30 protein-coding genes are annotated in these 25,480 nt (G+C 61.0%); 25 read left to right on the top strand and 5 right to left on the bottom strand.

What is annotated here, in order from left to right; translation table 11 throughout:
- Positions 1–437: 437 nt before the first annotated feature.
- The 10 genes from HMPREF3101_RS08460 (at position 438) to HMPREF3101_RS08415 (ending at position 7,391) form a co-directional block, all read left to right on the top strand.
- A complete protein-coding gene (locus tag HMPREF3101_RS08460; protein ID WP_070464368.1) occupies positions 438–791 on the top strand; it encodes a type VII secretion-associated protein in 354 nt (117 codons plus the stop codon).
- Between the two features lie 192 nt (positions 792–983).
- The gene (locus HMPREF3101_RS08455; protein ID WP_070464366.1) at positions 984–1,301 is read left to right on the top strand and encodes a WXG100 family type VII secretion target; all 318 of its coding nucleotides are present in this window, start codon (positions 984–986) and stop codon (positions 1,299–1,301) included.
- A 36-nt stretch (positions 1,302–1,337) separates the two neighbouring features.
- A complete protein-coding gene (locus HMPREF3101_RS08450; protein ID WP_052205344.1) occupies positions 1,338–1,622 on the top strand; it encodes a WXG100 family type VII secretion target in 285 nt (94 codons plus the stop codon).
- Positions 1,623–1,944: 322 nt separating this feature from the next.
- Positions 1,945–2,388 carry a 50S ribosomal protein L13 gene (gene rplM / locus HMPREF3101_RS08445; RefSeq protein WP_052205343.1) on the top strand — a complete coding sequence of 148 codons (444 nt, stop codon included), beginning with the start codon at positions 1,945–1,947 and terminating at the stop codon, positions 2,386–2,388.
- Positions 2,388–2,939 (top strand): 30S ribosomal protein S9, encoded by a 552-nt coding sequence (gene rpsI / locus HMPREF3101_RS08440; protein ID WP_052205342.1) that lies wholly within the window; start codon positions 2,388–2,390, stop codon positions 2,937–2,939. Before rplM ends, rpsI begins: the two co-directional genes overlap by 1 nt.
- Positions 2,940–3,260: 321 nt before the next feature.
- The gene (gene glmM / locus HMPREF3101_RS08435; RefSeq protein ID WP_070464380.1) at positions 3,261–4,604 is read left to right on the top strand and encodes a phosphoglucosamine mutase; all 1,344 of its coding nucleotides are present in this window, start codon (positions 3,261–3,263) and stop codon (positions 4,602–4,604) included.
- 170 nt (positions 4,605–4,774) lie between these two features.
- A complete protein-coding gene (locus tag HMPREF3101_RS08430) occupies positions 4,775–5,077 on the top strand; it encodes a hypothetical protein (RefSeq protein ID WP_070464362.1) in 303 nt (100 codons plus the stop codon).
- A 7-nt stretch (positions 5,078–5,084) separates the two neighbouring features.
- Positions 5,085–6,593 (top strand): hypothetical protein, encoded by a 1,509-nt coding sequence (locus tag HMPREF3101_RS12305; protein ID WP_210386189.1) that lies wholly within the window; start codon positions 5,085–5,087, stop codon positions 6,591–6,593.
- The gene (locus tag HMPREF3101_RS08420) at positions 6,593–6,868 is read left to right on the top strand and encodes a hypothetical protein (RefSeq protein WP_070464359.1); all 276 of its coding nucleotides are present in this window, start codon (positions 6,593–6,595) and stop codon (positions 6,866–6,868) included. Before HMPREF3101_RS12305 ends, HMPREF3101_RS08420 begins: the two co-directional genes overlap by 1 nt.
- 331 nt (positions 6,869–7,199) lie before the next feature.
- Positions 7,200–7,391 (top strand): hypothetical protein, encoded by a 192-nt coding sequence (locus HMPREF3101_RS08415; protein ID WP_070464357.1) that lies wholly within the window; start codon positions 7,200–7,202, stop codon positions 7,389–7,391.
- Positions 7,392–7,808: 417 nt separating this feature from the next.
- On the opposite strand, the gene HMPREF3101_RS08410 is transcribed toward HMPREF3101_RS08415, so the two are convergent.
- Positions 7,809–8,663: a poly(ethylene terephthalate) hydrolase family protein gene (locus HMPREF3101_RS08410; RefSeq protein ID WP_070464355.1), complete on the bottom strand. Its 855-nt coding sequence runs from the start codon at positions 8,661–8,663 to the stop codon at positions 7,809–7,811.
- 61 nt (positions 8,664–8,724) lie between these two features.
- Between HMPREF3101_RS08410 and HMPREF3101_RS08405 the strand changes: the two genes are divergently transcribed.
- The 10 genes from HMPREF3101_RS08405 (at position 8,725) to groL (ending at position 16,352) form a co-directional block, all read left to right on the top strand.
- Entirely contained in the window at positions 8,725–9,384 is a 660-nt protein-coding gene (locus tag HMPREF3101_RS08405; protein WP_070464353.1) for a hypothetical protein, read from the top strand.
- Between the two features lie 7 nt (positions 9,385–9,391).
- Complete coding sequence (alr, locus tag HMPREF3101_RS08400; RefSeq protein ID WP_070464351.1) at positions 9,392–10,477, top strand: alanine racemase; 1,086 nt, start codon at positions 9,392–9,394, stop codon at positions 10,475–10,477.
- A gap of 50 nt (positions 10,478–10,527) precedes the next feature.
- A complete protein-coding gene (tsaE, locus tag HMPREF3101_RS08395) occupies positions 10,528–11,028 on the top strand; it encodes a tRNA (adenosine(37)-N6)-threonylcarbamoyltransferase complex ATPase subunit type 1 TsaE (RefSeq protein WP_070464349.1) in 501 nt (166 codons plus the stop codon).
- A 10-nt stretch (positions 11,029–11,038) separates the two neighbouring features.
- Positions 11,039–11,542 (top strand): hypothetical protein, encoded by a 504-nt coding sequence (locus HMPREF3101_RS08390; protein WP_070464347.1) that lies wholly within the window; start codon positions 11,039–11,041, stop codon positions 11,540–11,542.
- On the top strand, positions 11,542–12,177 hold the full coding sequence (gene tsaB / locus HMPREF3101_RS08385) for a tRNA (adenosine(37)-N6)-threonylcarbamoyltransferase complex dimerization subunit type 1 TsaB (protein ID WP_070464344.1): 636 nt from the start codon (positions 11,542–11,544) through the stop codon (positions 12,175–12,177). Before HMPREF3101_RS08390 ends, tsaB begins: the two co-directional genes overlap by 1 nt.
- Positions 12,174–12,677, top strand: a complete 504-nt coding sequence (rimI, locus tag HMPREF3101_RS08380) for a ribosomal protein S18-alanine N-acetyltransferase (protein WP_070464342.1) — start codon at positions 12,174–12,176, stop codon at positions 12,675–12,677. The genes tsaB and rimI overlap by 4 nt, the downstream gene beginning before the upstream one ends.
- Positions 12,674–13,705, top strand: a complete 1,032-nt coding sequence (tsaD, locus tag HMPREF3101_RS08375; RefSeq protein WP_070464341.1) for a tRNA (adenosine(37)-N6)-threonylcarbamoyltransferase complex transferase subunit TsaD — start codon at positions 12,674–12,676, stop codon at positions 13,703–13,705. Before rimI ends, tsaD begins: the two co-directional genes overlap by 4 nt.
- Before the next feature lie 100 nt (positions 13,706–13,805).
- Positions 13,806–14,249, top strand: coding sequence for a hypothetical protein (locus HMPREF3101_RS08370; protein WP_070464339.1), 444 nt, complete (start codon positions 13,806–13,808; stop codon positions 14,247–14,249).
- 162 nt (positions 14,250–14,411) lie between these two features.
- A complete protein-coding gene (gene groES / locus HMPREF3101_RS08365; protein ID WP_070464337.1) occupies positions 14,412–14,711 on the top strand; it encodes a co-chaperone GroES in 300 nt (99 codons plus the stop codon).
- Positions 14,712–14,726: 15 nt separating this feature from the next.
- Entirely contained in the window at positions 14,727–16,352 is a 1,626-nt protein-coding gene (gene groL, locus HMPREF3101_RS08360) for a chaperonin GroEL (protein ID WP_070464335.1), read from the top strand.
- A 95-nt stretch (positions 16,353–16,447) separates the two neighbouring features.
- Here groL and HMPREF3101_RS08355 read toward each other — a convergent pair whose 3' ends face one another.
- Positions 16,448–16,765: a WhiB family transcriptional regulator gene (locus tag HMPREF3101_RS08355; protein ID WP_070464333.1), complete on the bottom strand. Its 318-nt coding sequence runs from the start codon at positions 16,763–16,765 to the stop codon at positions 16,448–16,450.
- A gap of 331 nt (positions 16,766–17,096) precedes the next feature.
- Here HMPREF3101_RS08355 and HMPREF3101_RS08350 point away from each other — a divergent pair, with 331 nt between their 5' ends.
- Together HMPREF3101_RS08350 and HMPREF3101_RS08345 are read left to right on the top strand one after the other, a co-directional pair.
- Complete coding sequence (locus HMPREF3101_RS08350; RefSeq protein ID WP_070464332.1) at positions 17,097–17,669, top strand: sigma-70 family RNA polymerase sigma factor; 573 nt, start codon at positions 17,097–17,099, stop codon at positions 17,667–17,669.
- A complete protein-coding gene (locus HMPREF3101_RS08345) occupies positions 17,669–18,601 on the top strand; it encodes a hypothetical protein (RefSeq protein ID WP_070464330.1) in 933 nt (310 codons plus the stop codon). The genes HMPREF3101_RS08350 and HMPREF3101_RS08345 overlap by 1 nt, the downstream gene beginning before the upstream one ends.
- 34 nt (positions 18,602–18,635) lie before the next feature.
- Here the strand turns inward: HMPREF3101_RS08345 and HMPREF3101_RS08340 are convergent, their stop codons facing one another.
- Positions 18,636–19,043, bottom strand: a complete 408-nt coding sequence (locus tag HMPREF3101_RS08340; RefSeq protein ID WP_070464328.1) for a DUF5319 domain-containing protein — start codon at positions 19,041–19,043, stop codon at positions 18,636–18,638.
- Between the two features lie 41 nt (positions 19,044–19,084).
- Between HMPREF3101_RS08340 and guaB the strand changes: the two genes are divergently transcribed.
- Positions 19,085–20,608 (top strand): IMP dehydrogenase, encoded by a 1,524-nt coding sequence (gene guaB / locus HMPREF3101_RS08335; RefSeq protein WP_070464326.1) that lies wholly within the window; start codon positions 19,085–19,087, stop codon positions 20,606–20,608.
- Between the two features lie 7 nt (positions 20,609–20,615).
- Entirely contained in the window at positions 20,616–21,776 is a 1,161-nt protein-coding gene (locus tag HMPREF3101_RS08330) for a GuaB3 family IMP dehydrogenase-related protein (RefSeq protein WP_070464325.1), read from the top strand.
- Between the two features lie 43 nt (positions 21,777–21,819).
- Here HMPREF3101_RS08330 and HMPREF3101_RS08325 read toward each other — a convergent pair whose 3' ends face one another.
- Complete coding sequence (locus HMPREF3101_RS08325; protein ID WP_070464323.1) at positions 21,820–22,701, bottom strand: EamA family transporter; 882 nt, start codon at positions 22,699–22,701, stop codon at positions 21,820–21,822.
- A gap of 13 nt (positions 22,702–22,714) precedes the next feature.
- On the opposite strand from HMPREF3101_RS08325, the gene guaA reads away from it, so the two are divergent.
- Positions 22,715–24,316: a glutamine-hydrolyzing GMP synthase gene (guaA, locus tag HMPREF3101_RS08320; RefSeq protein ID WP_083280175.1), complete on the top strand. Its 1,602-nt coding sequence runs from the start codon at positions 22,715–22,717 to the stop codon at positions 24,314–24,316.
- A gap of 1 nt (position 24,317) precedes the next feature.
- Here guaA and HMPREF3101_RS08315 read toward each other — a convergent pair whose 3' ends face one another.
- Positions 24,318–25,382: a PspC domain-containing protein gene (locus HMPREF3101_RS08315; protein ID WP_070464320.1), complete on the bottom strand. Its 1,065-nt coding sequence runs from the start codon at positions 25,380–25,382 to the stop codon at positions 24,318–24,320.
- Between the last annotated feature and the right edge of the window lie 98 nt (positions 25,383–25,480).

Raw genomic sequence — 25,480 nt, 5'->3', positions numbered from 1 at the left:
AGTTGGTACCTGCTGTCCGCGTAGGTGGTACCGGGTTTTGCACGTACTTGGTGCTGCTTCGGGGACGCTTCGGGTTTCCGTGGAGTAGCGAAGCGTTTGCGGTTGAGCTGCCCGTGGGACGACAAGGCCAGCAACTACGCATGCAAGATCTGATGCGTAGCGCAAACGCTTCAAGTCGGCATTGTGGCGTTGCCGACCTCGTAACTAGCTGAGTGCAGGACTAGAGGGCAGGGGGGCGAAGTAGCAGAGAAAAGGAGGGTTGTGATGTTGCCTGAGCCTGATCGAAGTGAAATTGTTGCGACCGGCTATTTGGTAGCAGTGTCGTGAGTATCTGGTAGAGCTTCAGTGAGTATCTGGTAGCAGCTGTAATCGTATGGGGTGATACTTCCGGTAGCCGCACCACTCGGGTGCGGCGTGTGACTGGAAGGAGTCCGTGTATGACGGATTACCGTGCGGTGATGACGCTGCTTTTAAAGAAGCCTGGATCCGGGCTCCGCCTGCACATGGCGGTGGAGCTGCTCTATAACCTGCCGGCGCACACCATGGTGGAGGAGGTGTTACGCGACATTGAGGCGGACTCGGAACCGCAGCTGGTGGATACAGATGGCCACTCGCTGACTTACCTCGAATTTCCCGGTGACGGCTCCGAGGTGCGGTGGAAGACCTGGCTGCACGACAACTACCGAATCTTCGTGGCGTGCCACACACGCACCGCACCAACAACCGTGCAACAAGCAACGTGCCGCATGGCATTCGACTCTGCCGAGTTCTCACCGCCCGCAACGGGTTAAAACAGGGCTGGAAAACTGGCTAAAATCAGGCGAGTTTCAAAAAATTTTCCCAGAGTTTTAGCTGTTCAGAGGGTTTTCAGAAAGTTTTTTGCAAAACGATGGAACCCGAAGGGCTTTTAGACAGTCCAAATAAGTGAACAGTTCATCGCATACTGGCTGTTCTCACCTAACACCTACAAGGGGGAAACCACCATGAGCCAATTCAAGACCGAAGCCGACGTTATGCGCTCCACCGCGGACCACGCGGACAACGTCAACGCAGATGTCAACCGTGAAATCGACCGCATCCAGGATGTGGCGCAGTCTGTCCGCAGCTCCTGGGAGGGCCGCGCGCAGCAGAGCTTCGACCAGTTAATGATCAAGTACGACGATGCGCAGCGCCGTTTGACGGAGGCGCTCAGCGACATCTCCAACAACATCCGTGACAACGCAAAGAACTTCGAGAACACGGACGTGACCACCACCGACAACATCGACCGCATCGCCGCCACCCCTGGCCTGGCGCTGTAACCAAGCAGAGCAAACGAGTAGAGAAGGACTTTCATCATGCAGATCAAGTACAACTTCGCCCAGATCTCCAATACGGCGCAGGACATCCGCTCCTCCGCGCAGCGCATCAATGGTCAGTTGGGGGATCTCAAAGACATCATCAAGCCGATGACGGACACATGGGAAGGCGAAGCCCGCGACGCTTACTACGCACACCAGGCGAAGTGGGACCAGGCGGCTGAAGACCTCAATCGCATCCTCAACCAGATCGCTGAGACCGTCGATGAGGGCAACAACCAGATGATGGCTGTCAACAACGCCGCAGCCAACAGCTGGGGCTAACGGCTGAGACTTCCCCTTGGTGCACGGGTTATGGGGGGCCGTGGACGCAAGGGGAGCGGGGGGGAAGGGGGACACAACAAAATATGGGGGAGGCGGCGCCTCGCACACTGGCCATAACATTCATGAACTCCGGTTCGGCTGGTGGGCGGGGCACTGTTCTTTTAGGGGTTTGGTGGATGTACCTCGTATGACGTAAGGTTATCCATCTGTGTGTCGTGCGTGGTTGTCGTCGGGTCTCCACCGGCCGCCGTCGATAAGCAAGATGCACATGTTTGAACTGATTTGGCCGGCAGCCATCTAGACAGACTTTAAGGAGTCATGCATGTCTACTTACCACCCGAAGAGCGGTGACATTACCCGTAAGTGGTACGTCATCGACGCGACCGACGTGGTGCTGGGCAAGCTCGCTTCCACCGTTGCAGACATCCTGCGCGGTAAGCACAAGCCGCAGTACGCACCGAACGTTGACACCGGTGACCACGTCATTGTGATCAACGCTGACAAGATCCACATCTCGTCCAACAAGCGCGATCGTGAGATGCGCTACCGCCACTCCGGCTACCCGGGTGGTCTGAAGTCCATGACCCTCGGCCGCGCACTGGACGAGCGTCCGGACCGCGTGATCGAGGAAGCTGTAAAGGGCATGATGCCGCACAACAAGCTTTCCCGCCAGTCCATCAAGAAGCTTCACGTCTTCGTCGGCGAAGAGCACCCGTACGCTGCTCAGAAGCCGGAAACCTACGAGTTTAAGCAGGTGGCACAGTAATGACCGAGCAGAACAACTACACCGAGGAAACCGCAGCTGAGGCGCTCGACACCGACATCGACGCTGCTACCGCTGCAACCGAGGAGTTCAACTACACCATCGCCGACGCTATCGCTCCTGAGCAGGACGAGGCAGCCGAGGCAGTTGAGCCGGTGCAGCTGCACGAGGGCCCGATCCAGACCGTTGGCCGCCGTAAGCGCGCAATCGCTCGCGTCACCGTGGTTGAGGGCGAAGGCAAGATCACCGTTAACGGCCGCGAGTTCGAGGACTACTTCCCGAACAAGCTGCACCAGCAGGACATCTTGACCCCGCTGACGCTGCTTGAACGCGAGGGACAGTTCGACATCAAGGCCAACATCTCCGGTGGCGGCCCGACCGGCCAGTCCGGTGCACTGCGCCTGGCTATCGCCCGCGCACTGAACATCTACAACCCGGCTGAGCGCACCACCCTGAAGAAGGCTGGCCTGCTCACCCGTGACGCTCGTGCAGTGGAGCGCAAGAAGGCTGGTCTGCACAAGGCACGTCGCGCACCACAGTACTCCAAGCGTTAATCGCTGGCACTTACTGCAGTACGTACAAAAGCGCCGCTACCCATTTTCCTGGGTGGTGGCGCTTTTGCTTACCTGCGCGAGTCAGCTCCTCCCTGCATTAGGCGCTCTTGGCATGGTTGGCAATGATCCAACCCGCCACTATGCCTTGGCCGATCGTCGCGCCGGCGCCAGGGTAGACGGTGTCGAAGGCATTCGCGGCCGTGTTGCCCTGTGCCTAGATCCGCCAAGCTACGGAAAGAAGCAACGTGGATGCCGGCTGCTGTGAAGCGAAACAGCTGAATGATGGGGCTGAGACAGAAGGGGGCGTGCATAATGAAACGCATGACTCGACTTTTTGGAACTGATGGTGTCCGCGGCCTGGCTAATGAAGCGCTGACGGCCCCGATGGCACTGAAACTGGGGGCAGCGGCCGCGACCGTACTGACCCAGAACCGTCGCTCCGAGAGCCGCCGGCCGACTGCGCTAATTGGCCGCGACCCGCGCGTATCCGGTGAGATGCTGGCTGCGGCGATGGCGGCTGGCATGGCGTCGAAGGGTGTGGATGTGCTGCGCGTTGGCGTTATCCCTACCCCGGGCCTGGCATTTCTTACCGACGACTACGGCGCCGACATCGGTGTTATGATCTCCGCCTCGCACAACCCGATGCCGGACAACGGCATCAAGTTTTTCTCTGCCGGCGGCAAGAAGCTGCCGGATAATGTGGAAGACGAGATTGAGGCTGCGATGGCGCAGCTGGATGAGACGGGACCGACCGGCACCGGCATCGGCCGCGTTATTGAGGAGGCACCGGATGCGCAGGAGCGCTACTTGGCGCACCTGAAAGAGGCGGTCTCTGCTGACCTGTCCGGCATCAAGGTTGTGGTGGATTGCGCTAACGGTGCAGCCTCCCAGGTGGCACCGAAGGCCTATGCTGCTGCGGGTGCTGAGGTGGTTGCCATCTTTAACAAGCCGAACGCTTTCAACATTAATGACGGCTCCGGCTCCACCCACATGGAGCAGATCCAGGAGGCCGTGGTGGAGCACGGCGCCGACATCGGCCTTGCCCACGATGGTGACGCGGACCGCTGCCTTGCTGTGGACGCCGAGGGCAACATTGTGGACGGTGACCAGATCATGGCGATCCTGGCCACCGGTATGAAGGAACGCAACGCGCTGCACGACAACACGCTGGTAGCCACGGTCATGAGCAACCTTGGCCTGAAGCTGGCTATGGCGGAGCAGGGCATTGAGCTAAAAGAAACCGCGGTGGGGGATCGCTACGTGCTCGAAGAGCTTGGCCGCGGCGACTACTCCCTCGGTGGCGAGCAGTCCGGCCACCTGGTGATCCCGGCACATGCCACGACTGGCGACGGCACACTGACCGGCCTGAGCCTCATGGCCCGCATGGCGGAAAGCGGCAAGACCTTGGCGCAGCTGGCAAGCGTGATGAAGGTCCTGCCGCAGGTGCTGATCAACGTACCGGTGTCCAACAAGGGCAAAATCATGGACGCAGTCGAGGTCCAGGAAGCTATCCGCGAGGCTGAGGCGGAGCTGGGTTCCTCCGGCCGCGTGCTGCTTCGCCCGTCCGGCACCGAAGAGCTCTTCCGCGTCATGGTGGAAGCAGCCGACGAGGAGCACGCGCGCAAGGTCGCAGGTGCGCTGGCAGCGGTAGTCGCAGCTGTGTAGCGCAGCTCATCTTGGGGGCGAAGGCCTCATTTTTAGTCAGGTGTAGGTCCGCTCGGATCCCTGTATTGCTTGTGGAGAAAAATATTTCTGCCAGGCAGGGAACCAGCGGGCCTTTTTCGCAGTCTGAATATGAGGAAGGATTTTTCAATACCAGGATTGGGGGTTTGCGCATGGAGGCACACTGGGGCCCAGAACTAGATACTGAAGAGCTCCGTTCGCGCTTCGGCGCGGCGATGGCAACGTATGAAGAAACCGCAGCGCAACTAAACCGGGAGAAGGTACATGTGCGCGCCGTTGACTTCGGCGAGGGTTTTGCTGCCCAGGGCGCACGGATTGTGAGCGCACTGGAGACCCTCCACAGCACAACGCTGTCCTACCTAGACAACCGCAGGGGTACGTGGAACAGCATCTTGGCACTGGTGGCTGACGTGGAAAACCAAGATGGTTCTGGTTCCGCGGCGTTTGGCGGGTGAGTGGGCTGTGAGCACGGCAACTAATGGCAGCGTGCTAAGCACGCTTGGCCGAGAGATCAAAAACGTGGTGAGTTTGTTAGATAGCTCGCCACAGGTGCGTGCTGATCAGCGTGCGCACGCGGCGTCACTGGCAACGGATCTGATGCTGCTGCTGAACAAGTTCGAGGGGCAAGATTTGCGCACGTTTCTTGCTGCGGCGGATGCGTTGCGGGGAATCGGGTTGGCGCTTGCACCCCAGGCGGGTCTTTTGCCGGAGCCTGGGTTTGCACGGCGTTGGTTTGAAAACGAAGGCATCGCGGAGCGCGAGTGTAAAGACGTGAAGATGGAGAAGGAACACTTTGCTCGTCGCGACGAGGTCGCTACCCGCATTGCGCAGTGCTGCTACTGCATCGAAACAGTGCAGGAGAGCACGAAGGTTGGTGTGGAGCTGCTTCTCCAGCCACCTGCGGGGATGCTGAAGACCCTACTGAATGCAGGTTTTAGCAGTCTCGTTCCGGTTGCCGCGGATTTGGTGATCAATGCCATGCGCGGCTCGGTTGAAACCCTGCAAGACTGCAACACCACGGTAGAAATCGCCCTGGATGAAATTGCGAACAATATCTGCACTGCCGCAGAAACACAGCCCCAGGCGCCGGTGCAGTATGGCAATTGTGCGTGCCCGCCTTCTGTGCCTGCGCTCAAGCCGGAACCCCAAGCAGACCCCTGCCCGCCTTCGGCACCAGCGCCTGGACCTGCGCCAGCGCCACAACCGGCTCCGGTGCCTGCACCACCACCAGCTCCGGTGCCTGCACCACCACCACCGGCTCCGGAGGGCGGTGTCGCTGACGTAGCCAAGCAGGTGATCCCTACCTTGGAAAGGCTGACCCAGGTTGTGCCCGCTTCCGTGAATATGCCCGTGAACATGCCAGTGAACCTGGAGTTTGATTTCACACTCAATGGCGGGATCAATACCGACGTGAATCTGGGGCAGGGGCTGGAAACCGTTGTTAGCTCTTTGACAAACACGGTGGGGTGCGACGTCACTTCTCAGTTTCACCCGCAGCCTGCACCCGAGTGTGCACCGGCCAACGTTGCCTGCGGCCCGCTTGGTCAGATGGGTGTCGCTGCGGTGCTGGGATGCATCGAGTTTTTCGCTGAAACACTGACCGAGTCGGCGCACTGCGTCTGTGGCGAGCAGTGCTGTACGCCACCAGCACCGGAACCAACCCCTGAACCAACCCCGCCGCCTACCCCCGCCCCGGAGCCGGCTCCGGGGCTACCACCTGCGCCACCACCTGCACCAACTCCGCAGCCGCCGGTGGGTGATGGGGTAATTACGCCTCCTCCACATCTAGCAGATGTGCCGGAACCGGCACCTCCTCAGGAAAAACTTGGAATGATGAACACACAGGCTGCTTCACACGGCTCGGACGCGGGGGGTCCACAAGAAACTTCGGCCCCTAAACCGGCGCCGAATCAGCCGCACGTGCCAAACACGGACGAAAATTGGGGTAGCAAAAAGGTGGGTGAGTGGTAATGGATTTCGCCGAGTTTGCTGAAAGATATCAGCGTCGTACTGCGAAACGGTTGCAGGACTTTGAGGCGGCGATCAAGGCCGCGCAGCGCACAATGGAGGTCACTGCGCAGCAGCATGCAATTGCACGCAAGCTGTATCCGCAGCGTCCTGTGTATATCCCGCGGGGGGATTACACCTTGCCGCGCAAACTGTATGAGAAACAGAGACAGGGCCGGGTGCGTTCGGTGCTGCGGCGGGAAGGCCCCGACACTGAGTCCGAAAAGCCAGATAGCTAAAGTCGGCTAGGTGTACTTCCTCGAGAGGTTGGGGAGGGCGGGGTGAAAGAGGCCTGCAGCAGCGGTTAATGCTGGCAGCGGCCGTCCAGGGCGGCTTTCGGCAACCGTCCACGTGTTCTCTGGAGTGGGGGCGGGCAGAAAGGTCCGAGCGGCCGGGCCAAAAGCCCTCCCTGACAGTCGCTTCTCGCTTATCTATACGGGGTAGGGGTATCAATGTCCTTGATTACCCGTCAGTGTCGCCTTCTTGGGGGACGGCCATGGCTTGAACAAGGTTTTTTCGACTATGGAGCAGGAGAGCTTGTGCCTGCAATAACAAAAACCAGGTAGTGGAATGATTCCGCTGTTGGTCATCGCGACGGCCCAGCTGATGCTGGTGCTCGATGACTCGATCGTGGATCACGCTTTGCCCAGTATCCAGCGTGAACTCACTGCCGCGGCGGTCCACCTGCCATGGATCGTCAACGCGTATGTTCCCGCTTTCGAGGCCCTGCTCCTGCTCCGTAGCCGGATTGGGGTTTTGTAGTGATGCCGACGCACCCTGCAAATCGGCATTCTCATCTTTATCCTCGCGTCCCCTGGCTGGTCTTGCGCTGCGCTGGGCTTGCGCTGGGCTTTTACAATGTCTGCTAGTGGACGGCGGGATACTCCTAGCAGACAATGAAAACCGCCCTCTATTTCCCCAGGTGAAATGTGCAGACTTTCGGCCATTTTTGCGTTGTATGCTAGGAGTCCGTCCGCCCTCCTAGCACATAAACGTTATGTCAAGTAGAAGGTCAGCAGGGGCCAGCCGGGTCAAACAGAGACCAGCAAAGACAAGCAGAAGGCCAGCAGAGGTTCAGCAGAAGCCAGCGCTAGGCCGGCTCCAGCAGAGGTTCAGCAGAAGCGAGCGCTAGGCCGGCTCAAGCCAGCTAGAACACAAGCCAGCTAGAACACAAGCCAGCTAGAACAGGGAGAACTTGCTGTCGTCGCGGGCGATGCCTGCCGCCTCAGCGAGGTCTGCACCGATGAGAGAGTCCACGTTCTTACCGGTGGCCTCCGCGTCCGAAAACGCGGCGTATTTCTTCTCGTCGGCAAGCTTGTGTAGCAAGAAGCCGGTGAGCAGGGCGCGGGTGGTTTCCTGATTCTTCTTGTCATTTGAGCCAAGACCCAGCAGGCGGATTCCCAGGCCGTCTTTGGAAAAGCCCTGCTGCGTGGCCTTCTTCACCGTGCGGTAGGAAACCTGGCCGGCCCAGTTGTAGGCAAGCTTGGCCGGGTTTCCGGGGTTGAACAGGGAGTTGGCGTCCTCGCCTGGGCCCACGATCATGCCGGGTACGTACACGCGGCGTGCCGCCTCGATTGCAGACGGTGCCACGTTTGCCGGGTAGAGGGGTGCCACTGCGCGGACCTTGTCGTTGCCAACTGCTGCGAGCACTGCTGCACCGCCACCCATGCCGTGGCCAGCAAGCCCCAACTTGCCTGGGGAGACGGTGATCTTGCCGTCTCCCATGCGCACACCGCCGAGGATCTGCAGTGTGGTTTCCAAATCTGCGGCAAAGCCAGCGTGATCAGGGCTCAAACCGGTTTCAGTATCAGGTGCCGCCACCACGATGCCCCAGCTGGCAAGGTGGCGAAGCGTCTCGGTGTATGCACCGATGTCACGGCGCCAGTCGTGGCCGAATGCGACAGCGGGCAGGTCCTTGCCTTTGGCGGGTGCATAGACCTTGCCGGGCAGGCCGGTGTGGCCAAGGTCGCCCTCCATCACACGGTGCGGGCCGCGCTTGGACAGTTCTGAAAGTTGCTTCAAGTTCGCAGACACACGGGCAACTCTACTTGATTTGGCATATGTTTCTGCCGGAAAGCCGCGTAGGGTGGCATGGATGCTAGGCGCCTTATCACTTGCTTTCATTGACTCGGTCAACCTGCTGCTTATTGCAGTCATCGTGGCCGTGGGCATTGTGGCGCCTCGAGCAAACCGCAGATACGCCAAGGTCACAGGCTTGTTGATTGCGGGCGATTGGCTGGGAGTGGCGTTACTGGCGGCGCTGATGCTGCTGATTTTCGACGGCTTGGGTGACGCCGTCCAGCGTTTCGTCGAGGGCCCAGTGTTCGGCATGTTGCTGATCGCTACCGGCGTTGTCACTGGCCTTCTGGCTCTTCGGGGAGGCGATAACGCGGGTCTTGTGCAGAAGGTGATGGGGCCGTTGGCGGTGCCGTCGATAAGCACAGTGCTCACGGGTGTGGTTCTGGGGCTGGTGCAATCGGCGACTTCAGTGCCGTTTTATGGCGGGCTGGCGCTGCTGTCGGCGGCTGGGATTGAGCCGGTGCAGCGCTACGCGGCGATTCCGCTGTATGCCACGGTTGCGCTGTCGCTGCCTACGCTGTGTGCCCTGCTGGTGGGGTGGGTGCGTGCGAAGCCGAAGTCTGCGGCAGGGCGAGCATTTGAGTGGGCACGCGCAAACCCGAAAACCGTCTCATTGGCCGCAACATGGGCGGTGTCGGTGATGTTGGTCGTGCTTGGCGCGGTGCACCTGCTGTAATGAACGCATGAGTTTGACTGCTCGCATTGATCTTGACGCAATCGCGCACAACACCCGCCTGTTGAAACGCCAGGCAGGCGACGCGAATCTGGTGTGCATTGTCAAAGCAGACGCCTACAACCACGGGGTTGCGCGCTGTGTTCCGGTGATGGAAGCCAACGGTGCTGACGCCTTCGGTGTGGCCACCCTTGCAGAGGCACGCGAGGCGCGCAGCCTCACCAGCCTGCCGGTCATGTGCTGGCTGTGGGACCTGCGCGACGACATCCCGGAAGACATCGAGCTTGCAGCCCCCACGATGGAGCATTTGCACAGGCTTATCGACGCCCCGTTTACCCCCACCACGTACCTCAAAGTGGAAACTGGGATGCATCGCTCCGGTTTCGATGAAAACGCGTGGGAGGAAGTCTTCGCGTTGGCAGCTGAGGCACAGCGCGCCGGGAGCATCCGCGTCAAGGGGTTGATGAGCCATCTGGCTTATGCGGACAACCCGCAAGATCCTTACACCGATACACAGGCGGAGCGATTCCGCGCCGCGATCAGCCGTGGACGCGCGGCGGGCCTGGAGCTTTCGTGTAACCACTTGGCTAACACGGCGGCGACGTGGTCGCGCCCGGACCTGCACTTTGACCAGGTCCGCCCCGGGCTCAGCCTGTACGGTATGGATCCGATCGTGGGGCAGGGTACAGGCACAGATAAGGGTCTGCACCCGGCGATGTCGTGGGTGGCTGACATCCTGGCGGTCAAGCACATTGGCAAGGGCGAACCAGTCAGTTATGGGTTGACGTGGCACGCGCCGCGCGACGGTTTTACCGCTGTGGTTCCCGCTGGCTATGCCGATGGTGTGTCGCGTGCATGGCAGCCGCACCTGCAGATCACGGTGCGTGGCAAGCGTTACCCCGTGGTGGGGCGCGTGTGTATGGATCAGATGGTGATCTGGTTAGACGCCAACGAGGATGAGGTCACGGCTGGTGATGAGGCCGTGATCTTCGGCCCTGGCGGGATGAGCGCCACCGAGCTTGCCGGCCGCATTGGCACCATTGACTATGAGGTGTTGTGCTCACCGAAGGGCCGCACCCGCCGCGAGTACCGCTGACTGAGCACTGTTGAAAGGCACTGTTGAAAGGCACTGTTGAAAGGAAATCTATGAAAGCGTCATTTCCTGCCGAGGGCAGCCGCGTGTGTGAGGACGCAGCTGCAACGCAGGCGTTGGGCCGCGAACTGGGGGCCGCGCTGAAGGCCGGCGATGTGGTAATTTTGGACGGTCCACTGGGCGCCGGCAAAACCACCCTCACCCAGGGGATTGCTGCTGGCATGCAGGTCAAGGGCAGGGTGACAAGTCCGACGTTTGTGCTTGCCCGCGAGCATCGCTCCACCGTGGGCGGGCCAAACCTGGTGCACGTGGACGCCTACCGGTTGGTTGGTGAGGGCGGCAGCGGGGATCCGCTGGGGGAGCTGGATGCCCTGGATTTGGATACGGATTTGGATGATGCGGTGGTTGTCGCCGAGTGGGGCGGGGGGCTGGTGGAGCAGATCGCGTCGAAATACCTGCTTATCAAGCTGGATCGGGAAACGCTGTTTAAGCAAGACCCGGAATCTGAAGGCCGTGTGATCACCTGGTTCACTGCCTGTGGCGGCGGGTTGTAGGCTGGAGCGCATGCTGAATCTCTCCAACACGCAGCGCAATTGGGTTGTCCTTGCTGTCGCAGCCTGGATTGTTGCCCTTATCGGCCTGATTTTTATCCCGCAGTCTCGCCCTGAGGCGGCGGAGGTGCAGATCGCTCCTACCAACTCGTTGACCACTTCCCTTGAGGGGGCGCGCCCCAACAGCGGTGCTGTTGTGGCGAACCTGGTCAACCCGGCCTTGGTCTATGACACCGATACGTACGCTGCTTACACCATCTTGTGCCCGAATGAGCCGCCGGAGCTGATCAACGCCAAGCTGGAGGCGTTTGAGCTTGATCCGACCATGGATCTGAACGGCCGTTACGGCTACGTGTTGCTTTTGCCGCACAATGTGGACGCCCAGGTGGGACTGGACCAGGTTGCGTTGAATGACATCAATATCTGCACCACCCCGCACACTGAGACCTACCCTATGGACGCTGGCATGCCGTTCTTCTACTCGGATGGCCAGTGGCAGCTGGGTATTGCGCAGTAATGCCTGATCCCAAGTTCGTTCTGGCTATTGACACCGCGACGGCTGAGCTGGTCGTTGGTGTTGCAAAGCGTGGCAAAGATGGGGCGCTAACCGTTCTGGCGGAGTCCGCTCAGGCCACTCGTGCCCACAACGAGCTGCTGGTTCCCACCGTCGAGGCCATGCTGAGGAAAGCAGGCGTTACCTACGCGGACCTTGACGCTGTGGTGGTTGGTTGCGGGCCTGGCCCGTTTACCGGCCTGAGGGTGGGCATGGCTTCAGCCTCCGCATTTGCACAGGCGTTGAAGATTCCCGTCTACGGTGTGGTCACACACGATGCGACAGGGCTGACGGTTGAGGCCCCCTCGTGTCTGGTGGTGACGGATGCGCGCCGTCGCGAGGTGTACTGGGCACACTATGAGCGCGGCACGCGCGTGGCGGGCCCTGACGTGTGCGCGCCTTCTGCTGTTACTGTGGAGTCGGTCGACGTGCTCAGCTGCCCGTTGCATCTCCGTGATCAGCTGCAGGTCGCAGCAGGCGAGGTCACCTACCTCGGCCCGCGCACAGCTGGCTTGATTGCGGCCGCGGACTTCACTGCCCCGCCGGCCCCGCTGGTGCCGCTGTATCTGCGCAGGCCCGATGCGGTGCCCCCCAAATGATCATCAGGGAGCTTGTGCTTGACGACGCAACGCGGGTCGCCCACATCGAAGCCGACCTCTTTGCTAACGACAACCCATGGTCACGCGAGGCCTTTGTCGCCGAGTTTGCCGCCCCTCACACGTTTTATGTTGGGGCGTTTCTGCCCGGGGAAGAAGCCGGGGAAGAGCTTTTGGTCGGCTACGCGGGCCTCGCCATGCTGGGGCCTCGCAATGACCCAGAGTTTGAAGTACACACCATCGGCGTGGATCGCGCGCACCAGGGCAAAGGCATTGGGCGGGCGCTGATGGACCAGCTTGTGCACACTGCGGACCTTCTGGGTGGACCGATCTTTTTGGAGGTCCGCACCGACAACGCGCCCGCGATCGCACTGTATGAAAGCTACGGTTTTTACACCCTTGCCACCCGCAAGGCCTACTATCAGCCCTCTGGGGCGGATGCATTTACTATGACCCGACCTGCCACCACCCAGCCCGCTGCCACGAAAGGTGATTCCCAATGATTGTGCTTGGTATTGAGTCCTCGTGTGATGAGACGGGTGTGGGCATTGTGCGTCTGGAAGCAGACGGCACGATGACCATCCTTGCGGATAAGGTTGCCTCTTCTATGGAGGAGCACGCCGTCTTCGGTGGCGTGGTACCCGAGATCGCCTCGCGCGCGCACTTGGAGGCGATGCCGCAGGTGATGGAGGCCGCACTTGCAGAAGCAGGCATTGAAAAACCTGATGCGGTGGCAGCGACGGTGGGCCCGGGTCTTGCCGGGGCACTGTTGGTGGGCGCGTCCGCTGCGAAGGCGTACGCCGCCGCTTGGGGCGTGCCGTTTTACGGCGTCAACCACCTAGGCGGGCACGTTGCGGTGGCCAACCTGGACGGGGAAGGGGAGTTGCCGCACTCCATTGCGCTTTTGGTGTCCGGAGGTCACACGCAGCTGCTTGAGGTGGATGCCGTTGGCAAGCCCATGCGCGAGCTCGGTTCCACGCTTGATGACGCAGCCGGGGAAGCGTACGACAAGGTCGCGCGTCTTTTGGGGTTGGGGTATCCGGGAGGGCCGGTCGTCGATAAGCAAAGTGCCCTTGGAACGCCGAACATTACCCTGCCGCGAGCATTGACCAAGGCTGAGGACATGCGCGGGGAGCACCGCTACAACTTTTCATTCTCCGGGCTCAAGACTGCGGTGGCGCGCTACGTGGAATCTGCCGAGGAGTACTCCGTGCCGGACGTGTGCGCATCCTTCCAAGAGGCGGTGTGTGACGTGCTGACGAAGAAAGCCGTGCTGGCCTGCGAGGACACTGGCGCGCGCACGCTGCTGTTGGGTGGCGGAGTTGCGGCGAACTCGCGACTGCGTGAGCTGGCAGAACAACGGTGCGCCGAGCACAGGATTGAACTTCGCGTGCCACGGTTTAGCCTGTGTACGGATAACGGCGTGATGATCGCGGCGCTTGCCGCCCAGCTGATTCATGAGGGCGCGCAGCCCTCCGGACTGGGTGCGGCGACCGACACTTCGCTTGAGGTTGAGGTACCGCTGGTCTAACGCCAGGTCGACTGTCTGGAAACGTTAGCGAGCGGGATTGCCTTTGTGCAGTTAGCCTGTTGTGGATTCATGCTTTGCCTGATTGCGAAAGGACCCCGCCATGCATGGAGACGACCAGCGTTTTGGCCTGCTTGTTAACCCGGATCTGACGTATCGACGCATCGTGTTCGACCTCGCAGACGCCAATCACTTCCTCGGACCCGTGGTCATTGACACCGTGCGTGTGGCGTTCATGGAACCGGAGGAGGAATTCGAGGCGATCTACTCGCCGTCCGCACGCGAAGACCGCGCGCAGCCGAACCCAGTTGCCTCCCTGGCGAAAAACCATGCAGCCACCGGCAACCCCAGCTTCCTGCAGGACCCGGTAACCGCGATTTCCGGCCCGGTAATTTTTACCGGCCGTAAGGGCAGCAGCATTAACGACGACATCGTGGAAGAAATCAAACGGACCATCCGCGCCGCACGTCACTACCGGGACGACAACCCAGAGGAGTTTCAGCTGTGGGAAAACGCGGTGCTCAACATGGGTGCGCCGCAGGATTAGGCCGGGTTTGAGCGGCGTTGTTGTCACTTAGCACTCGCGACGGTAGAGTGCTAAACGGGTTGTCTCGAGCACAGTTGTTCACCCGCGACGACGGCTGCGCGACATGGGAATAACCGCGAACACTTTCTAAACGCTTAAGAGACGAAAGGTCAAGTACCTATCATGGCAAACGTCAACATCCGTCCTCTCGATGACAAGGTTTTGGTGCAGATCGCCGAGGCTGAGACCACCACCGCATCCGGCCTGGTTATCCCGGACTCCGCTGCTGAGAAGCCGCAGGAGGCTGTCGTGGTTGCAGTCGGCCCGGGCCGACTGGACGATAACGGCAACCGTGTGGCTCTGGATGTCAAGGAAGGCGACACCGTCGTGTTTGCCAAGTACGGCGGTACCGAGCTGAAGTACGGTGGCGAGGAGTACCTGCTCCTTTCCGCGCGTGACCTGCTCGCTGTTGTTGAGAAGTAAGGGGCTGCGCCCGATATGGCAAAACTGATCGCATTTGACCAGGAGGCTCGCGAGGGCATCCAGCGCGGCGTGGACACGCTCGCAGACGCGGTCAAGGTCACTCTCGGCCCCCGCGGCCGCAACGTGGTGCTGTCCAAGAGCTGGGGCGGCCCGACCGTGACCAATGACGGCGTGACCATCGCGCGCGACATTGATCTTGAAGATCCGTTTGAGAACCTCGGTGCTCAGCTGGTGAAGTCCGTGGCTGTGAAGACCAACGACATTGCTGGTGACGGCACCACCACCGCAACCCTGCTCGCGCAGGCGCTGGTGGCTGAAGGCCTGCGCAACGTGGCGGCGGGCGCGAACCCGATCGAGCTGAACAATGGCATTCGTGCCGCAGCCGAGAAGGTTGTCCAGGAGCTGCTGAACCGCGCAACCGACGTGTCCTCCACCACGGAGATCGCCAACGTTGCCACCGTGTCCTCCCGGGACCCGGAGGTTGGCGAGATGGTCTCCGGCGCAATGGACAAGGTGGGCAAGGACGGTGTGGTTACCGTCGAGGAGTCCACCTCCATCGATTCCTACGTGGATCTGACAGAGGGCATCTCCTTTGACAAGGGCTTTTTGTCCCCGTACTTCATGACTGATCCGGACGCTGGCCAGGCCGTTCTCGAAGACACTCGGGTGCTGCTTGTCCGCAACAAGATCTCCTCCCTACCGGACTTCCTGCCGGTGCTGGAGCAGGTGGCGGAATCTAACGTTCCGCTTTTGATCATCGCTGAAGATATTGAGGGCGAGCCGCTGCAGACCCTGGTGGTTAACACCCTGCGCAAGACGCTGAAAGTTGTCGCCGTCAAGTCGCCATACTTCGGTGAGCGCCGCAAGGCATTCATGGACGACCTGGCAGTGGTTACCGCCGCTACAGTCATTGATCCGGAGGTTGGCGTGAACTTGAAGGACGCCACCGTGGAACACATGGGTTCTGCCCGCCGCGTGACCGTGAACAAGGATGAGACCGTCATCGTTGACGGTGCCGGTACCGCAGAGGCTGTGGAGGAGCGTCGTAACCAGCTGCGTCGTGACGTGGAAACCACCGACTCTTCCTGGGATAAGGAAAAGATCGAGGAGCGCCTCGCCAAGCTTTCCGGCGGCGTCGCTGTGATCCGCGTCGGTGCAGCCACCGAAACGGAGATGAACGAGCGCAAGCTGCGCGTCGAGGATGCTATTAACGCCGCGCGCGCCGCGGTTCAGGAGGGCATCATCGCCGGTGGCGGTTCCGCCCTGGTGCAAATTTCGAAGGAACTTGAGCAGTTCGCTGAGGAATTTGAAGGAGAGCAGAAGACCGGTGTGCTGGCAGTGTCTCGTGCACTGACCAAGCCGGCATTCTGGATTGCTGAGAACGCTGGCCTTGATGGCGCCGTAGTGGTGTCCAAGACCGCAGAGATGCCTAATGGCTCCGGCTTCAACGCTGCAACCTTGGAGTACGGTGATCTGATTGAGCAGGGCATTATCGACCCGGTGAAGGTTACCCACTCCGCAGTGGTTAACGCTGCGTCGGTTGCTCGCATGATTCTGACCACTGAGGCGTCCGTTGTGACCAAGCCTGAGGAAGAGGCTGCACCAGCTGCTGCTGGCGGCCACCACGGCCACATGCACTAGTTTCTCCGGCTCAACGCCCAAACTAAAAGCGAAAGCCCCGCTCACCGGTTTTGTGAACTGGTTGAGCGGGGCTTTGGTTTTTACTGGTTGTCGCTTTACTTCGCGGATGCCGCCGCGGCAGGCACGCGGGCGGCGCCGCGGGACTTGCGCAGGATCGCTTGGCGCTCCGACTCGCTCATGCCGCCCCAGATGCCGTAGGGCTCCGCTACACGCAGGGCATGCTCGCGGCACTGCGAGAGCACCGGGCACTGGAAGCAGATAGCCTTGGCGCGGTTTTCACGCTGCGCGCGGGCACGGCCACGCTCTCCGTCGGGGTGGTAGAAGATCTCAGATGCTTCTCCTCGGCAGGCGCTGTGTAGCTGCCAATCCCAGAAGTCTGCGTTTGGCCCGGGAAGTGCGCTTGGCAGGGACATAGTCTTAAAGCTCCTTCAATCTGCTTTCGTACAGCCGATGTAGCAGTGTGCTCCGCTTTGGTAAACGGTTGGTGAAGCCGCGGTAACGAGCACCTGACCCCACCGGAGAATCTGGAGAAAAAATGCTTGTAAGCTGCGCCTTCGCTAAAGGTTAAGGGTTGGTAAATTCGGGGAGAATTCTTGTTACCCAGGCGTTTTAGGCCCTTATGGGGCTACCGCGAAAGGCCGTTTATGTTCGGCGCGGTTGCTGGTGTGAAAATACAGACAACGGTACTGTGTTCGAAGATGTATTGGCCGCCCCCACGAGGTGAGCGAGGAGGAGAGGAGCGCCGTGTCCCAGCCGGATGCAGAGGATGAGCTGCAGCGCCTTGTTCCGCTTGCCGCCGCTGGAGACAAGCGGGCGTTGCAAAGCGTCATCCGAATCGTTCATCCGCAGGTGCTGCGGTATGCGCGTGCACGCATCAGTGGTGGCCGGATGCCAACGGCTGAGGATGTCGCGCAGGAAATCTGCTTGGCCGTAGCAACCTCAATAGACAAGTACCAAGACATGGGTAAGCCGTTCATGGCATTCGTATACGGCATTGCGTTTAACAAGGTTGCGGATGCGCACCGCAGCCTTTTCAGAGACAGACTCACACCGACGGAAGACGTGCCGGACACTGTTGATACCGGCGCTACCCCCGAAATGTTTGCGCTGGAAGCAGACGGTAGTAACCAAATTAGGGGTTTGCTCGATGAACTAGGTGACAAGGCTCGAGACATCATTATCTTGCGGGTGTTCGTGGGCCTGTCCGCAGAAGAGACAGCTGAGGCCGTGGGGTCCACCCCCGGGGCCGTGCGAGTTGCCCAACACCGGGCACTGGCGAAGCTGCGTGAGGCTTTGGAAGAACAGGACCGAGACTAATGACAGGCCGCGATACGGGGCAGTTTGAGAATGATGCGACGCCGCAGGCTGAACACGTCAATGACACTGACGCGTTTTTAGACTCGCTCGGCCGCGGTGTTGACCCCTCCGATGGGGCAGACCCGCTCGCTGGGTTGTTTTTGGACCTGCGGGCGGAGGTTGAACAGCCGATGCCGGACGCACCCAGCGTTGAGCACGTGTCCGCTCCGAAGCTCACAGCGATTGATGGGGGTCGCGCAGAAGCTACCGCTAAGAGGCGTACCTTCGGCGGGAGTGCATCTCCTAAGCAGATGAACCCGTGGGCAGCTGGTCTCATTGGCGCTGCGGCGGCATCGGCGTTGGTCGTCGGTGGGGGTGTTGCGTTTCTTGATCTGGGGCAGGGCTCGTCGTTGCGGGAGCCGTCGACAAGCATGAGCTCCGGCAACACCGCAGCCATTGAGCTTGCCTCCACCCTGGAAGAAATCGAGGTAGCAAGCCAAGGCGGTGACGCTGATTACCTTGAGCAGCTGCTGATCCAGGCGCGGGAGCTTGTCGATGCGATGGCGGTGAACAACGCGGATGCGCAGCCTGCTGAGGAACATGTGCAGCGGGAAGAAAAGCCGGCGGAGCCCCCGCACACAGTCACTGAAACGGTAACTGTGGCCGTGACCGTGACGCAGACGGAGACTGTGAATCAGCCTGTGCCTTCCTCGCAGACGGGTACCCCAAGCTCGTCGACGCCGACGCCGACGCAGTCCGGACAGCCTGGGCAGCCGGGCACCCCTGGGCACGCCCAGGATTCCCAAAGCTCCCAGCCTGAGAGCCAGCCGGGACAACCGGGGCAGCCGAGTCCGGGGCACAGTGCACCGCAAAACCCGCAGCCGGATGGACAACCAAACCACCCGGGTGGCGTGACGGTGCCGCCGGTTGTGCCAGCGGTCCCGGGACAGTAGCGCGCGATAGAGGATCCGGGATAGAAAGCCCCAGTTAGCGCCCGCGCGCGTCAAGACCGTCGAGGAAGCCCATGGCGTAATCCCAGGGCACGTATGCCTCAACATTGGGGCTTGCGCTTGGTTCGTGCACTGGGGGCAGCTCGCCGCGCAGGGTTGAGAGCATGTTCTGCTCCATGATTTCCCAGTCGTAGTAGTGCATCTGCTCGCAGTCTTCACACTGGAAGAAGATTCCCTGGATGCCGCGTGGGCGCAGGCGGAGTTTGCATTCGCGCACATGTCCTAGGTCTTGGAGGACTTCGGCGCGCTCTTGGTCACTAAGTGGCTCGAACGGCTCGTCATCTTCGATGAACGATGCCGGGTCGTTCGGGTCGTCCGCGAACGGGTCGAGTGGCATCATGTCGTCGTAGTTCACGAAGACCAGACTAGCCGCTAAAGAAAACATCTCGACTATGCCCTGGCCCTTACTTCTAATATCATGGCTACATGGCAAATGAGCGTGTACTAACTGGTGGCGATGATCCGGGAAAAGTCCTCCTTCGAGGCTTGACGTTTGATGATGTGCTGCTGCTCCCCGCGGAGTCGCACATCGTTCCTTCTGAGGTGTCTACCTCGACGCAACTCACCCGCAACATTTCGTTGCGTATTCCGATTGCGTCGGCGGCGATGGACACGGTGACTGAGTCGCTTATGGCTATTGCCATGGCGCGCCAGGGCGGTATTGGTGTTCTGCACCGCAACTTGAGCGCGCAGGAGCAGGCCGAGCAGGTTGACATTGTGAAGCGCTCTGAGTCCGGTATGGTCACCAACCCGGTGACGGCCACGCCGGAGATGACGCTGGCTGATGTCGATGCGTTGTGCGCTCGTTTCCGTATTTCTGGTCTGCCGGTGGTGGATGGTGCTGGCAAGCTCGTTGGCATCATCACCAACCGTGACATGCGCTTTGAGCGGGACTTTAGCCGCAAGGTTGCTGAGGTTATGACCCCGATGCCGCTGGTGGTTGCACGTGAGGGCGTGACCAAGGACGAGGCGCTGAACTTGCTGTCGGCGAACAAGGTAGAGAAGCTGCCGATCGTGACTGTTGATGGCACGCTTGCTGGTCTGATCACGGTGAAGGATTTTGTGAAGAGCGAGCAGTACCCGTTGGCGTCGAAGGACGCTGAGGGTCGCTTGCTGGTTGCCGCCGGTGTGGGCACCGGCGAGGATTCCTATGACCGTGCGGGCCTGCTGGTTGAGGCCGGCGTGAACGCGCTTGTGGTGGATTCCGCGCATGCGCACAACAACCGCGTGCTGGAGATGGTCTCCCGCGTGAAGAAGGACTTCGGTGATCGCGTTGACGTGATTGGCGGCAACTTGGCTACCCGTTCTGCGGCGCAGGCGATGGTGGATGCTGGCGCGGACGCGATCAAAGTTGGCATTGGCCCGGGCTCCATCTGCACCACGCGCGTGGTTGCTGGTGTTGGTGCGCCGCAGATCACAGCGATTCTGGAGGCTTCGGTGCCGGCGAAGAAGGCGGGTGTGCCGATCATTGCTGATGGTGGCATGCAGCACTCCGGTGATGTGGCGAAGGCGTTGGCGGCTGGTGCGTCGTCAGTCATGCTGGGCTCCATGCTTGCTGGTACCGCTGAGGCCCCGGGCGAGATCGTCGTTGTTGGTGGCAAGCAGTACAAGCGCTACCGCGGCATGGGTTCCATGGGTGCGATGCAGGGTCGTGGCTTGACGGGTGAGAAGCGTTCCTTCTCTAAGGACCGCTATTTCCAGGCTGACGTTGCTAGCGAGGACAAGCTGGTGCCGGAGGGCATTGAAGGTCGCGTGCCGTACCGCGGCGAGCTGGACGCGATCACGCACCAGATCGTCGGTGGCCTGCGTGCGGCGATGGGCTACACCGGTGCAGGCACGATTGAAGAGCTGCAGACGAAGCAGTTTGTGCAGATCACCACGGCTGGCTTGCGTGAGTCGCACCCGCACGACATTAAGCAGACCGTCGAGGCCCCGAACTACCGCGGTTAGGAGTATCATGCGCGAGATTGTTGAAGTTGGTATTGGCAGGGACGCTCGGAGGGCTTTTTCGCTTGACGACGTCACGTTGGTCCCCACCCGCCGCACCCGCTCATCCAAGGACGTTGACACCACTTGGCATGTGGATGCGTACACCTTTGATTCCCCGATCATTTCGTATCCGACGGATGCGTTGGCAAGCCCGGAGTTTGTCATTGAGATGGGCAAGCAGGGCGGCCTGGGTGTGATTGACGCTGAGGGTCTGTGGGGGCGTAGTGCCTCTATTCCAGATGCGATTGCAGAGGTGACCGGTAAGACGCAGTACCCGGAGACGATGAACTCCCGGAAGGACTACCTGCAGTATGAGGCGTCCAAGACGCAGGCTGTGGAGACGCTGCAGCGTCTGCATGCGCAGGCTTTGGATACGGACCTGCTGACGGAGCGCATCCGCCAGGTGCGTGACGCTGGGGTGACCGTTGCGGTGCGCGTGAGCCCGCAGAACGCCCGTGAGCTGGCGCCTGTGGTGCTCGCGGCGGGTGCAGAGATCCTGTTTATCCAGGGTTCACTGGTGTCCGCAGAGCATGTGCAGCAGGGCGGGGAGCCGCTGAACTTGAAGGAGTTCGTCGGCTCGCTTGAGGTGCCGGTGATCGCAGGTGGTGTCTATGACTACTCCACGGCGATGCACCTGATGCGCGCGGGTGTGGCTGGTGTGATTGTGGGCAGCGGTAGCGCTGGCCTGCAGGGCATCGGCGTGCCGTTGGCCACCGCGATTGCAGATGTCGCGGCAGCTAGGCGCGACTACCTGGATGAGACGGAAGGCCGTTACGTGCATATCGTTGCTAACGGTGATGTAAACACGGCGGGCCAGATTGCTGTGGAGTTGGCGTGTGGCGCTGATGCTGTGATGGTTGGCCGCCCGCTGGCGTGCGCCGAGGAGGCCGCCGGCAAGGGCGCGTACTGGGAGCCGCAGGCAGCGCACCCGCGCAACCCGCGTGGTGGCATCCAGGTCGACTTTGCAGAAAATCACTACCCGCTTGAGGTGGTCCTGCACGGCCCGTCGAATGATGTCTGGGGCACTTTGAACCTCATTGGTGGCCTGCGCCGGATCATGGCGAAGTGTGGCTACACCACGGTCAAGGCCTTCCAAAAGGCGCAGCTGGCGGTTCGGCCGACGATCTAGTGGCTGGGTAGTGGCTGGGTAGTGGCCCTTGCCTGGGGGGCCGCTACCTGCGGCGGCGTCGGAAGCGCCGCCCGCCCATGCTTTGGTTTACAGACGCCAAGATCACCAGCGCGATTGCGGCGATCTTGAGCAGACTCGGGCCTTGTCCAAGTACGATCCAGCCGATGGTGGCGGCAAATGCTGGCTCCAAGGCCATGAAGATAGCGAACACGTTTGGTTGCAGCTGGCGCATGGCGATGAGCTCCAGCGAATAGGGGATCAAAGACGCCAAGATCGCTGTGCCGATGGCTAGCCAGAGCAGCGAGAAATCCGTGAGAATGGAAACGGATCCACGCCACCCCAGCGGCATCAGGATCAACCCGCCCACGGCGAGCGACACCGCAAGGCCGCCTTGGCCGGGCACTAGGGCTCCCACATGCTTGTTTGCCATCATGTAGCCCGCCCAAAATGCGCCTGCGATGAGGATAAAGAGCACGCCTTTGGGATCCAGCGGGTCGCCCGTTAAGGAGTCCACGGCAAGTAGTGCCATGCCGATCATGGCGAGGGCGACGGAGGTGGCGTCGCGAAGCGAGCGCGAAAGCACCGCCGCAAGCAGCAGGGGGCCGAGAAACTCGATGGTCACCGCGGTGCCGAGGGGGATGGTGGCAATGCCGGCGTAGAACGATCCGTTCATCCCACCCATGGTCAGTCCCAGCAGGCACACGCCGCGCCATTGGGCGGCGCTCCACTCCCAGAAACGCGGACGTGCAAAGGCGAAGAGGATAAGTGCGGCAATGAGCAGGCGTAGCGACGCCGTCGCCCACGTCCCCGCTGCCGGAAACAACTGCGTAGCAAGAGCTGCTCCGAACTGCAGCGACAAGCATGAACCAAGAATGCAAGCAATGGCCATACCCTGCGGCGGGGTAGTGGGACGGACGGTTTTCATGCATGGATTATGCATGGCCAGAACACGTCTGGGGGATTGTGGGTGGCATCAGTTAGGATTTGAAAGCGTGAGACCTGTACTTGTAGTGGACTTTGGCGCGCAATACGCGCAGCTCATCGCGCGGCGCGTGCGTGAGGCGAACGTGTACTCGGAGGTGGTTCCCTCCACCATCACGGCAGAAGAGCTTAAAGCGAAGGATCCGGTGGCCCTGGTGCTCTCCGGCGGTCCGTCATCGGTGTACGCCGAGGGCGCCCCGCAGCTGGATCCGGAAATCTTTGAGCTGGGCTTGCCGATTTTTGGCATTTGCTACGGCTTCCAGGTGATGACGCAGGCGTTGGGCGGCGAGGTTGCCAAGACCGGCTCCCGCGAATACGGTCGCACCACCATGAGTGTCAACGGCGGCGTGCTGCACGCTGGCCTGGATGAGCACCAGGTGTGGATGTCTCACGGTGATTCCGTGACGCAGGCGCCGGAGGGCTTCGAGGTCACTGCCTCGACCGCGGGTGCGCCGGTTGCTGCGTTTGAGAACGTAGAGCGCAAGTTTGCTGGTGTGCAGTACCACCCGGAGGTTATGCATTCCCCGCACGGCCAGGAGGTGCTGACCCGCTTCCTTACCGAGATCGCTGGCCTGGAGCAGAACTGGACTGCGTCCAACATCGCGGAGCAGCTCATTGAGCAGGTTCGCACCCAGGTTGGGGACGGCTACGCCATCTGCGGCCTGTCTGGTGGTGTGGATTCGGCCGTCGCTGCGGCGCTTGTGCAGCGCGCTATCGGTGACCGTCTGACCTGTGTGTTCGTGGATCACGGTCTGCTGCGCCAGGGTGAGCGCGAGCAGGTGGAGAAGGACTTTGTCGCCGCCACCGGCGCGAAGCTGGTCACTGTGGATGAGCGCAAGGCCTTCCTGAACAAGCTGGCCGGTGTGACCGAGCCGGAGGCCAAGCGTAAGGCGATTGGTGCGGAGTTCATCCGTTCCTTCGAGCGTGCGGTTGCCGGGATTCTTGCAGAATCCGGAAACGACAAAAACGTCGATTACCTGGTGCAGGGCACCCTGTACCCGGACGTGGTGGAGTCCGGCGGCGGCACTGGTACCGCGAACATTAAGAGCCACCACAACGTCGGCGGCCTGCCGGAAGACGTGGAGTTTGAGCTGGTAGAGCCGCTTCGTCTGCTGTTTAAAGACGAGGTTCGCGCGGTTGGCCGCGAGTTGGGCTTGCCTGAGGTGATTGTGAACCGCCAGCCGTTCCCGGGTCCGGGCCTGGGGATTCGCATTATTGGCGAGGTCACCGAGGAGCGCCTGGAAACCCTCCGCGCCGCCGATGCCATCGCCCGCGAGGAGCTGACCCGCGCCGGCTTGGATGAGCAGATTTGGCAGTGCCCAGTGGTGCTGCTCGCAGATGTGCGCTCCGTGGGCGTGCAGGGCGACGGCCGCACCTACGGCCACCCGATCGTGCTGCGCCCGGTCGCGTCCGAGGACGCGATGACTGCAGACTGGGTGCGTGTGCCGTATGAGACCCTTGAGGTGATTTCTACCCGCATCACCAACGAGGTGGCCGACGTCAACCGCGTGGTGCTGGACGTAACATCCAAGCCGCCGGCCACCATCGAGTGGGAGTAAGTCAGTTTCCTTCGCCCGCGTCCTCGCGGGCGTAGTACGCGGACACGGATCCGACGCGCTCCGACACGTTAATCGTGAGTAGTGCGCTGTCTGTGTCCGCGTTTTGTCGTTCTTCGGGGCATGCGACTTCGCCGATGGTCACTTTGCAGTTGACGTCGACGGGAATGTGATTGGGAAGCTTGAGGTCGATCTTGCCGACGCCGTTGCGGATGTTGATTGTCTTCGGCTCGCTCAGTGGCTCGAGCTTGGTGAGGTCGATCCGAGCTTCGCCGATGTTGTGTTTAAATTCCGGTATAGCCTCCGCGGAGTAGGCGGAGACATTTGCAACGCCGTAGTTGCCGATTGCGCCGATGCGAAGTTGGCTAACCACGAGCATTGTCCAGAATGTTGCCGTTGTCAGCACCAGTGTGACGGGGATCCACAGCCAGTAGCGCTTCTTTGTCTGCGCACGCTCCGGCGCCGGCTCGACAGGGTCCGGCAGGTGCCACAGTCCCGGTGCCGCGCCGAGTGGATCCCATGCGGGTGGTTTCTGCCCGGGGTGTTCGTAGCCGTCCGGCACGGTCAAGTGGGAGGTGTCCACAACAGGGCCTTTGCTTGTCTGCGACTTCACGCCCACCACGAGTCCCTCCGGCACTTCCGGCTGGCGCTGGTAGGCGAGGTACCAACCAAGTGCGAAGAGCGCGAAGGTGACCAAAACCCCGCGCAGGTCGCTGGCAACGGCGACTGAGGGGAAGAAGATAACAAGGCCGAGGAGCAGCAGCCAGCCGGTGTCGCGCTCTTTCTTCTCTACCTTGGTCAGCTGCTCTTTCGGGGTGGCGATCGAACTTGCTGGGGTGCGGGTCAGCCCGAAGCGGGGCATGTTGATCCAGCACAACAGGTAAAGGAACAGACCACCGCCGAAGGCGATTGACAATACGACGAACAGGACGCGGATGAGCGTTGGGTCGATTTGGTAGCGGGCACCGATGCCTTCGCAGACACCACCGATGAATGCCTTGCCGCCCTGGTCTTGCGGGATGCGGGGCGGGCGGGTCTCCCACATGCGCTTCAGCGTGTTGGTTTCCATGGCTTCTATTGTTGCGAGGCAACGCCAAGCGCGGTATCGGGAACGACCCTGATTTTTCATCTCAGGGTTTACCCCGATGTGCCTGAGGGGGTTGCCGT

Origin of the sequence: Corynebacterium sp. HMSC29G08 (genome assembly GCF_001806875.1) — a bacterium.
GTDB lineage: Bacteria > Actinomycetota > Actinomycetes > Mycobacteriales > Mycobacteriaceae > Corynebacterium.
Note: the sequence above shows the minus strand (reverse complement) of the source record. Positions and strands in the feature narration are given on the sequence as shown.

Coding starts and splice junctions, on each gene's coding strand:
- HMPREF3101_RS08315 (WP_070464320.1), bottom strand. CDS start 25,382: ATGGAAACCAACACGCTGAAGCGCATGTGGGAGACCCGCCCGCCCCGC.
- guaA (WP_083280175.1), top strand. CDS start 22,715: ATGGCCAGAACACGTCTGGGGGATTGTGGGTGGCATCAGTTAGGATTT.
- alr (WP_070464351.1), top strand. CDS start 9,392: ATGAGTTTGACTGCTCGCATTGATCTTGACGCAATCGCGCACAACACC.
- tsaB (WP_070464344.1), top strand. CDS start 11,542: ATGCCTGATCCCAAGTTCGTTCTGGCTATTGACACCGCGACGGCTGAG.
- guaB (WP_070464326.1), top strand. CDS start 19,085: ATGGCAAATGAGCGTGTACTAACTGGTGGCGATGATCCGGGAAAAGTC.
- groES (WP_070464337.1), top strand. CDS start 14,412: ATGGCAAACGTCAACATCCGTCCTCTCGATGACAAGGTTTTGGTGCAG.
- rimI (WP_070464342.1), top strand. CDS start 12,174: ATGATCATCAGGGAGCTTGTGCTTGACGACGCAACGCGGGTCGCCCAC.
- HMPREF3101_RS08430 (WP_070464362.1), top strand. CDS start 4,775: ATGGAGGCACACTGGGGCCCAGAACTAGATACTGAAGAGCTCCGTTCG.
- HMPREF3101_RS08415 (WP_070464357.1), top strand. CDS start 7,200: ATGATTCCGCTGTTGGTCATCGCGACGGCCCAGCTGATGCTGGTGCTC.
- HMPREF3101_RS08455 (WP_070464366.1), top strand. CDS start 984: ATGAGCCAATTCAAGACCGAAGCCGACGTTATGCGCTCCACCGCGGAC.
- HMPREF3101_RS08325 (WP_070464323.1), bottom strand. CDS start 22,701: ATGAAAACCGTCCGTCCCACTACCCCGCCGCAGGGTATGGCCATTGCT.
- rpsI (WP_052205342.1), top strand. CDS start 2,388: ATGACCGAGCAGAACAACTACACCGAGGAAACCGCAGCTGAGGCGCTC.
- groL (WP_070464335.1), top strand. CDS start 14,727: ATGGCAAAACTGATCGCATTTGACCAGGAGGCTCGCGAGGGCATCCAG.
- HMPREF3101_RS08340 (WP_070464328.1), bottom strand. CDS start 19,043: ATGTTTTCTTTAGCGGCTAGTCTGGTCTTCGTGAACTACGACGACATG.
- HMPREF3101_RS08450 (WP_052205344.1), top strand. CDS start 1,338: ATGCAGATCAAGTACAACTTCGCCCAGATCTCCAATACGGCGCAGGAC.
- HMPREF3101_RS08390 (WP_070464347.1), top strand. CDS start 11,039: ATGCTGAATCTCTCCAACACGCAGCGCAATTGGGTTGTCCTTGCTGTC.
- HMPREF3101_RS08405 (WP_070464353.1), top strand. CDS start 8,725: ATGCTAGGCGCCTTATCACTTGCTTTCATTGACTCGGTCAACCTGCTG.
- HMPREF3101_RS08345 (WP_070464330.1), top strand. CDS start 17,669: ATGACAGGCCGCGATACGGGGCAGTTTGAGAATGATGCGACGCCGCAG.
- HMPREF3101_RS08330 (WP_070464325.1), top strand. CDS start 20,616: ATGCGCGAGATTGTTGAAGTTGGTATTGGCAGGGACGCTCGGAGGGCT.
- tsaE (WP_070464349.1), top strand. CDS start 10,528: ATGAAAGCGTCATTTCCTGCCGAGGGCAGCCGCGTGTGTGAGGACGCA.
- HMPREF3101_RS08460 (WP_070464368.1), top strand. CDS start 438: ATGACGGATTACCGTGCGGTGATGACGCTGCTTTTAAAGAAGCCTGGA.
- glmM (WP_070464380.1), top strand. CDS start 3,261: ATGACTCGACTTTTTGGAACTGATGGTGTCCGCGGCCTGGCTAATGAA.
- HMPREF3101_RS08370 (WP_070464339.1), top strand. CDS start 13,806: ATGCATGGAGACGACCAGCGTTTTGGCCTGCTTGTTAACCCGGATCTG.
- HMPREF3101_RS08355 (WP_070464333.1), bottom strand. CDS start 16,765: ATGTCCCTGCCAAGCGCACTTCCCGGGCCAAACGCAGACTTCTGGGAT.
- rplM (WP_052205343.1), top strand. CDS start 1,945: ATGTCTACTTACCACCCGAAGAGCGGTGACATTACCCGTAAGTGGTAC.
- HMPREF3101_RS08420 (WP_070464359.1), top strand. CDS start 6,593: ATGGATTTCGCCGAGTTTGCTGAAAGATATCAGCGTCGTACTGCGAAA.
- tsaD (WP_070464341.1), top strand. CDS start 12,674: ATGATTGTGCTTGGTATTGAGTCCTCGTGTGATGAGACGGGTGTGGGC.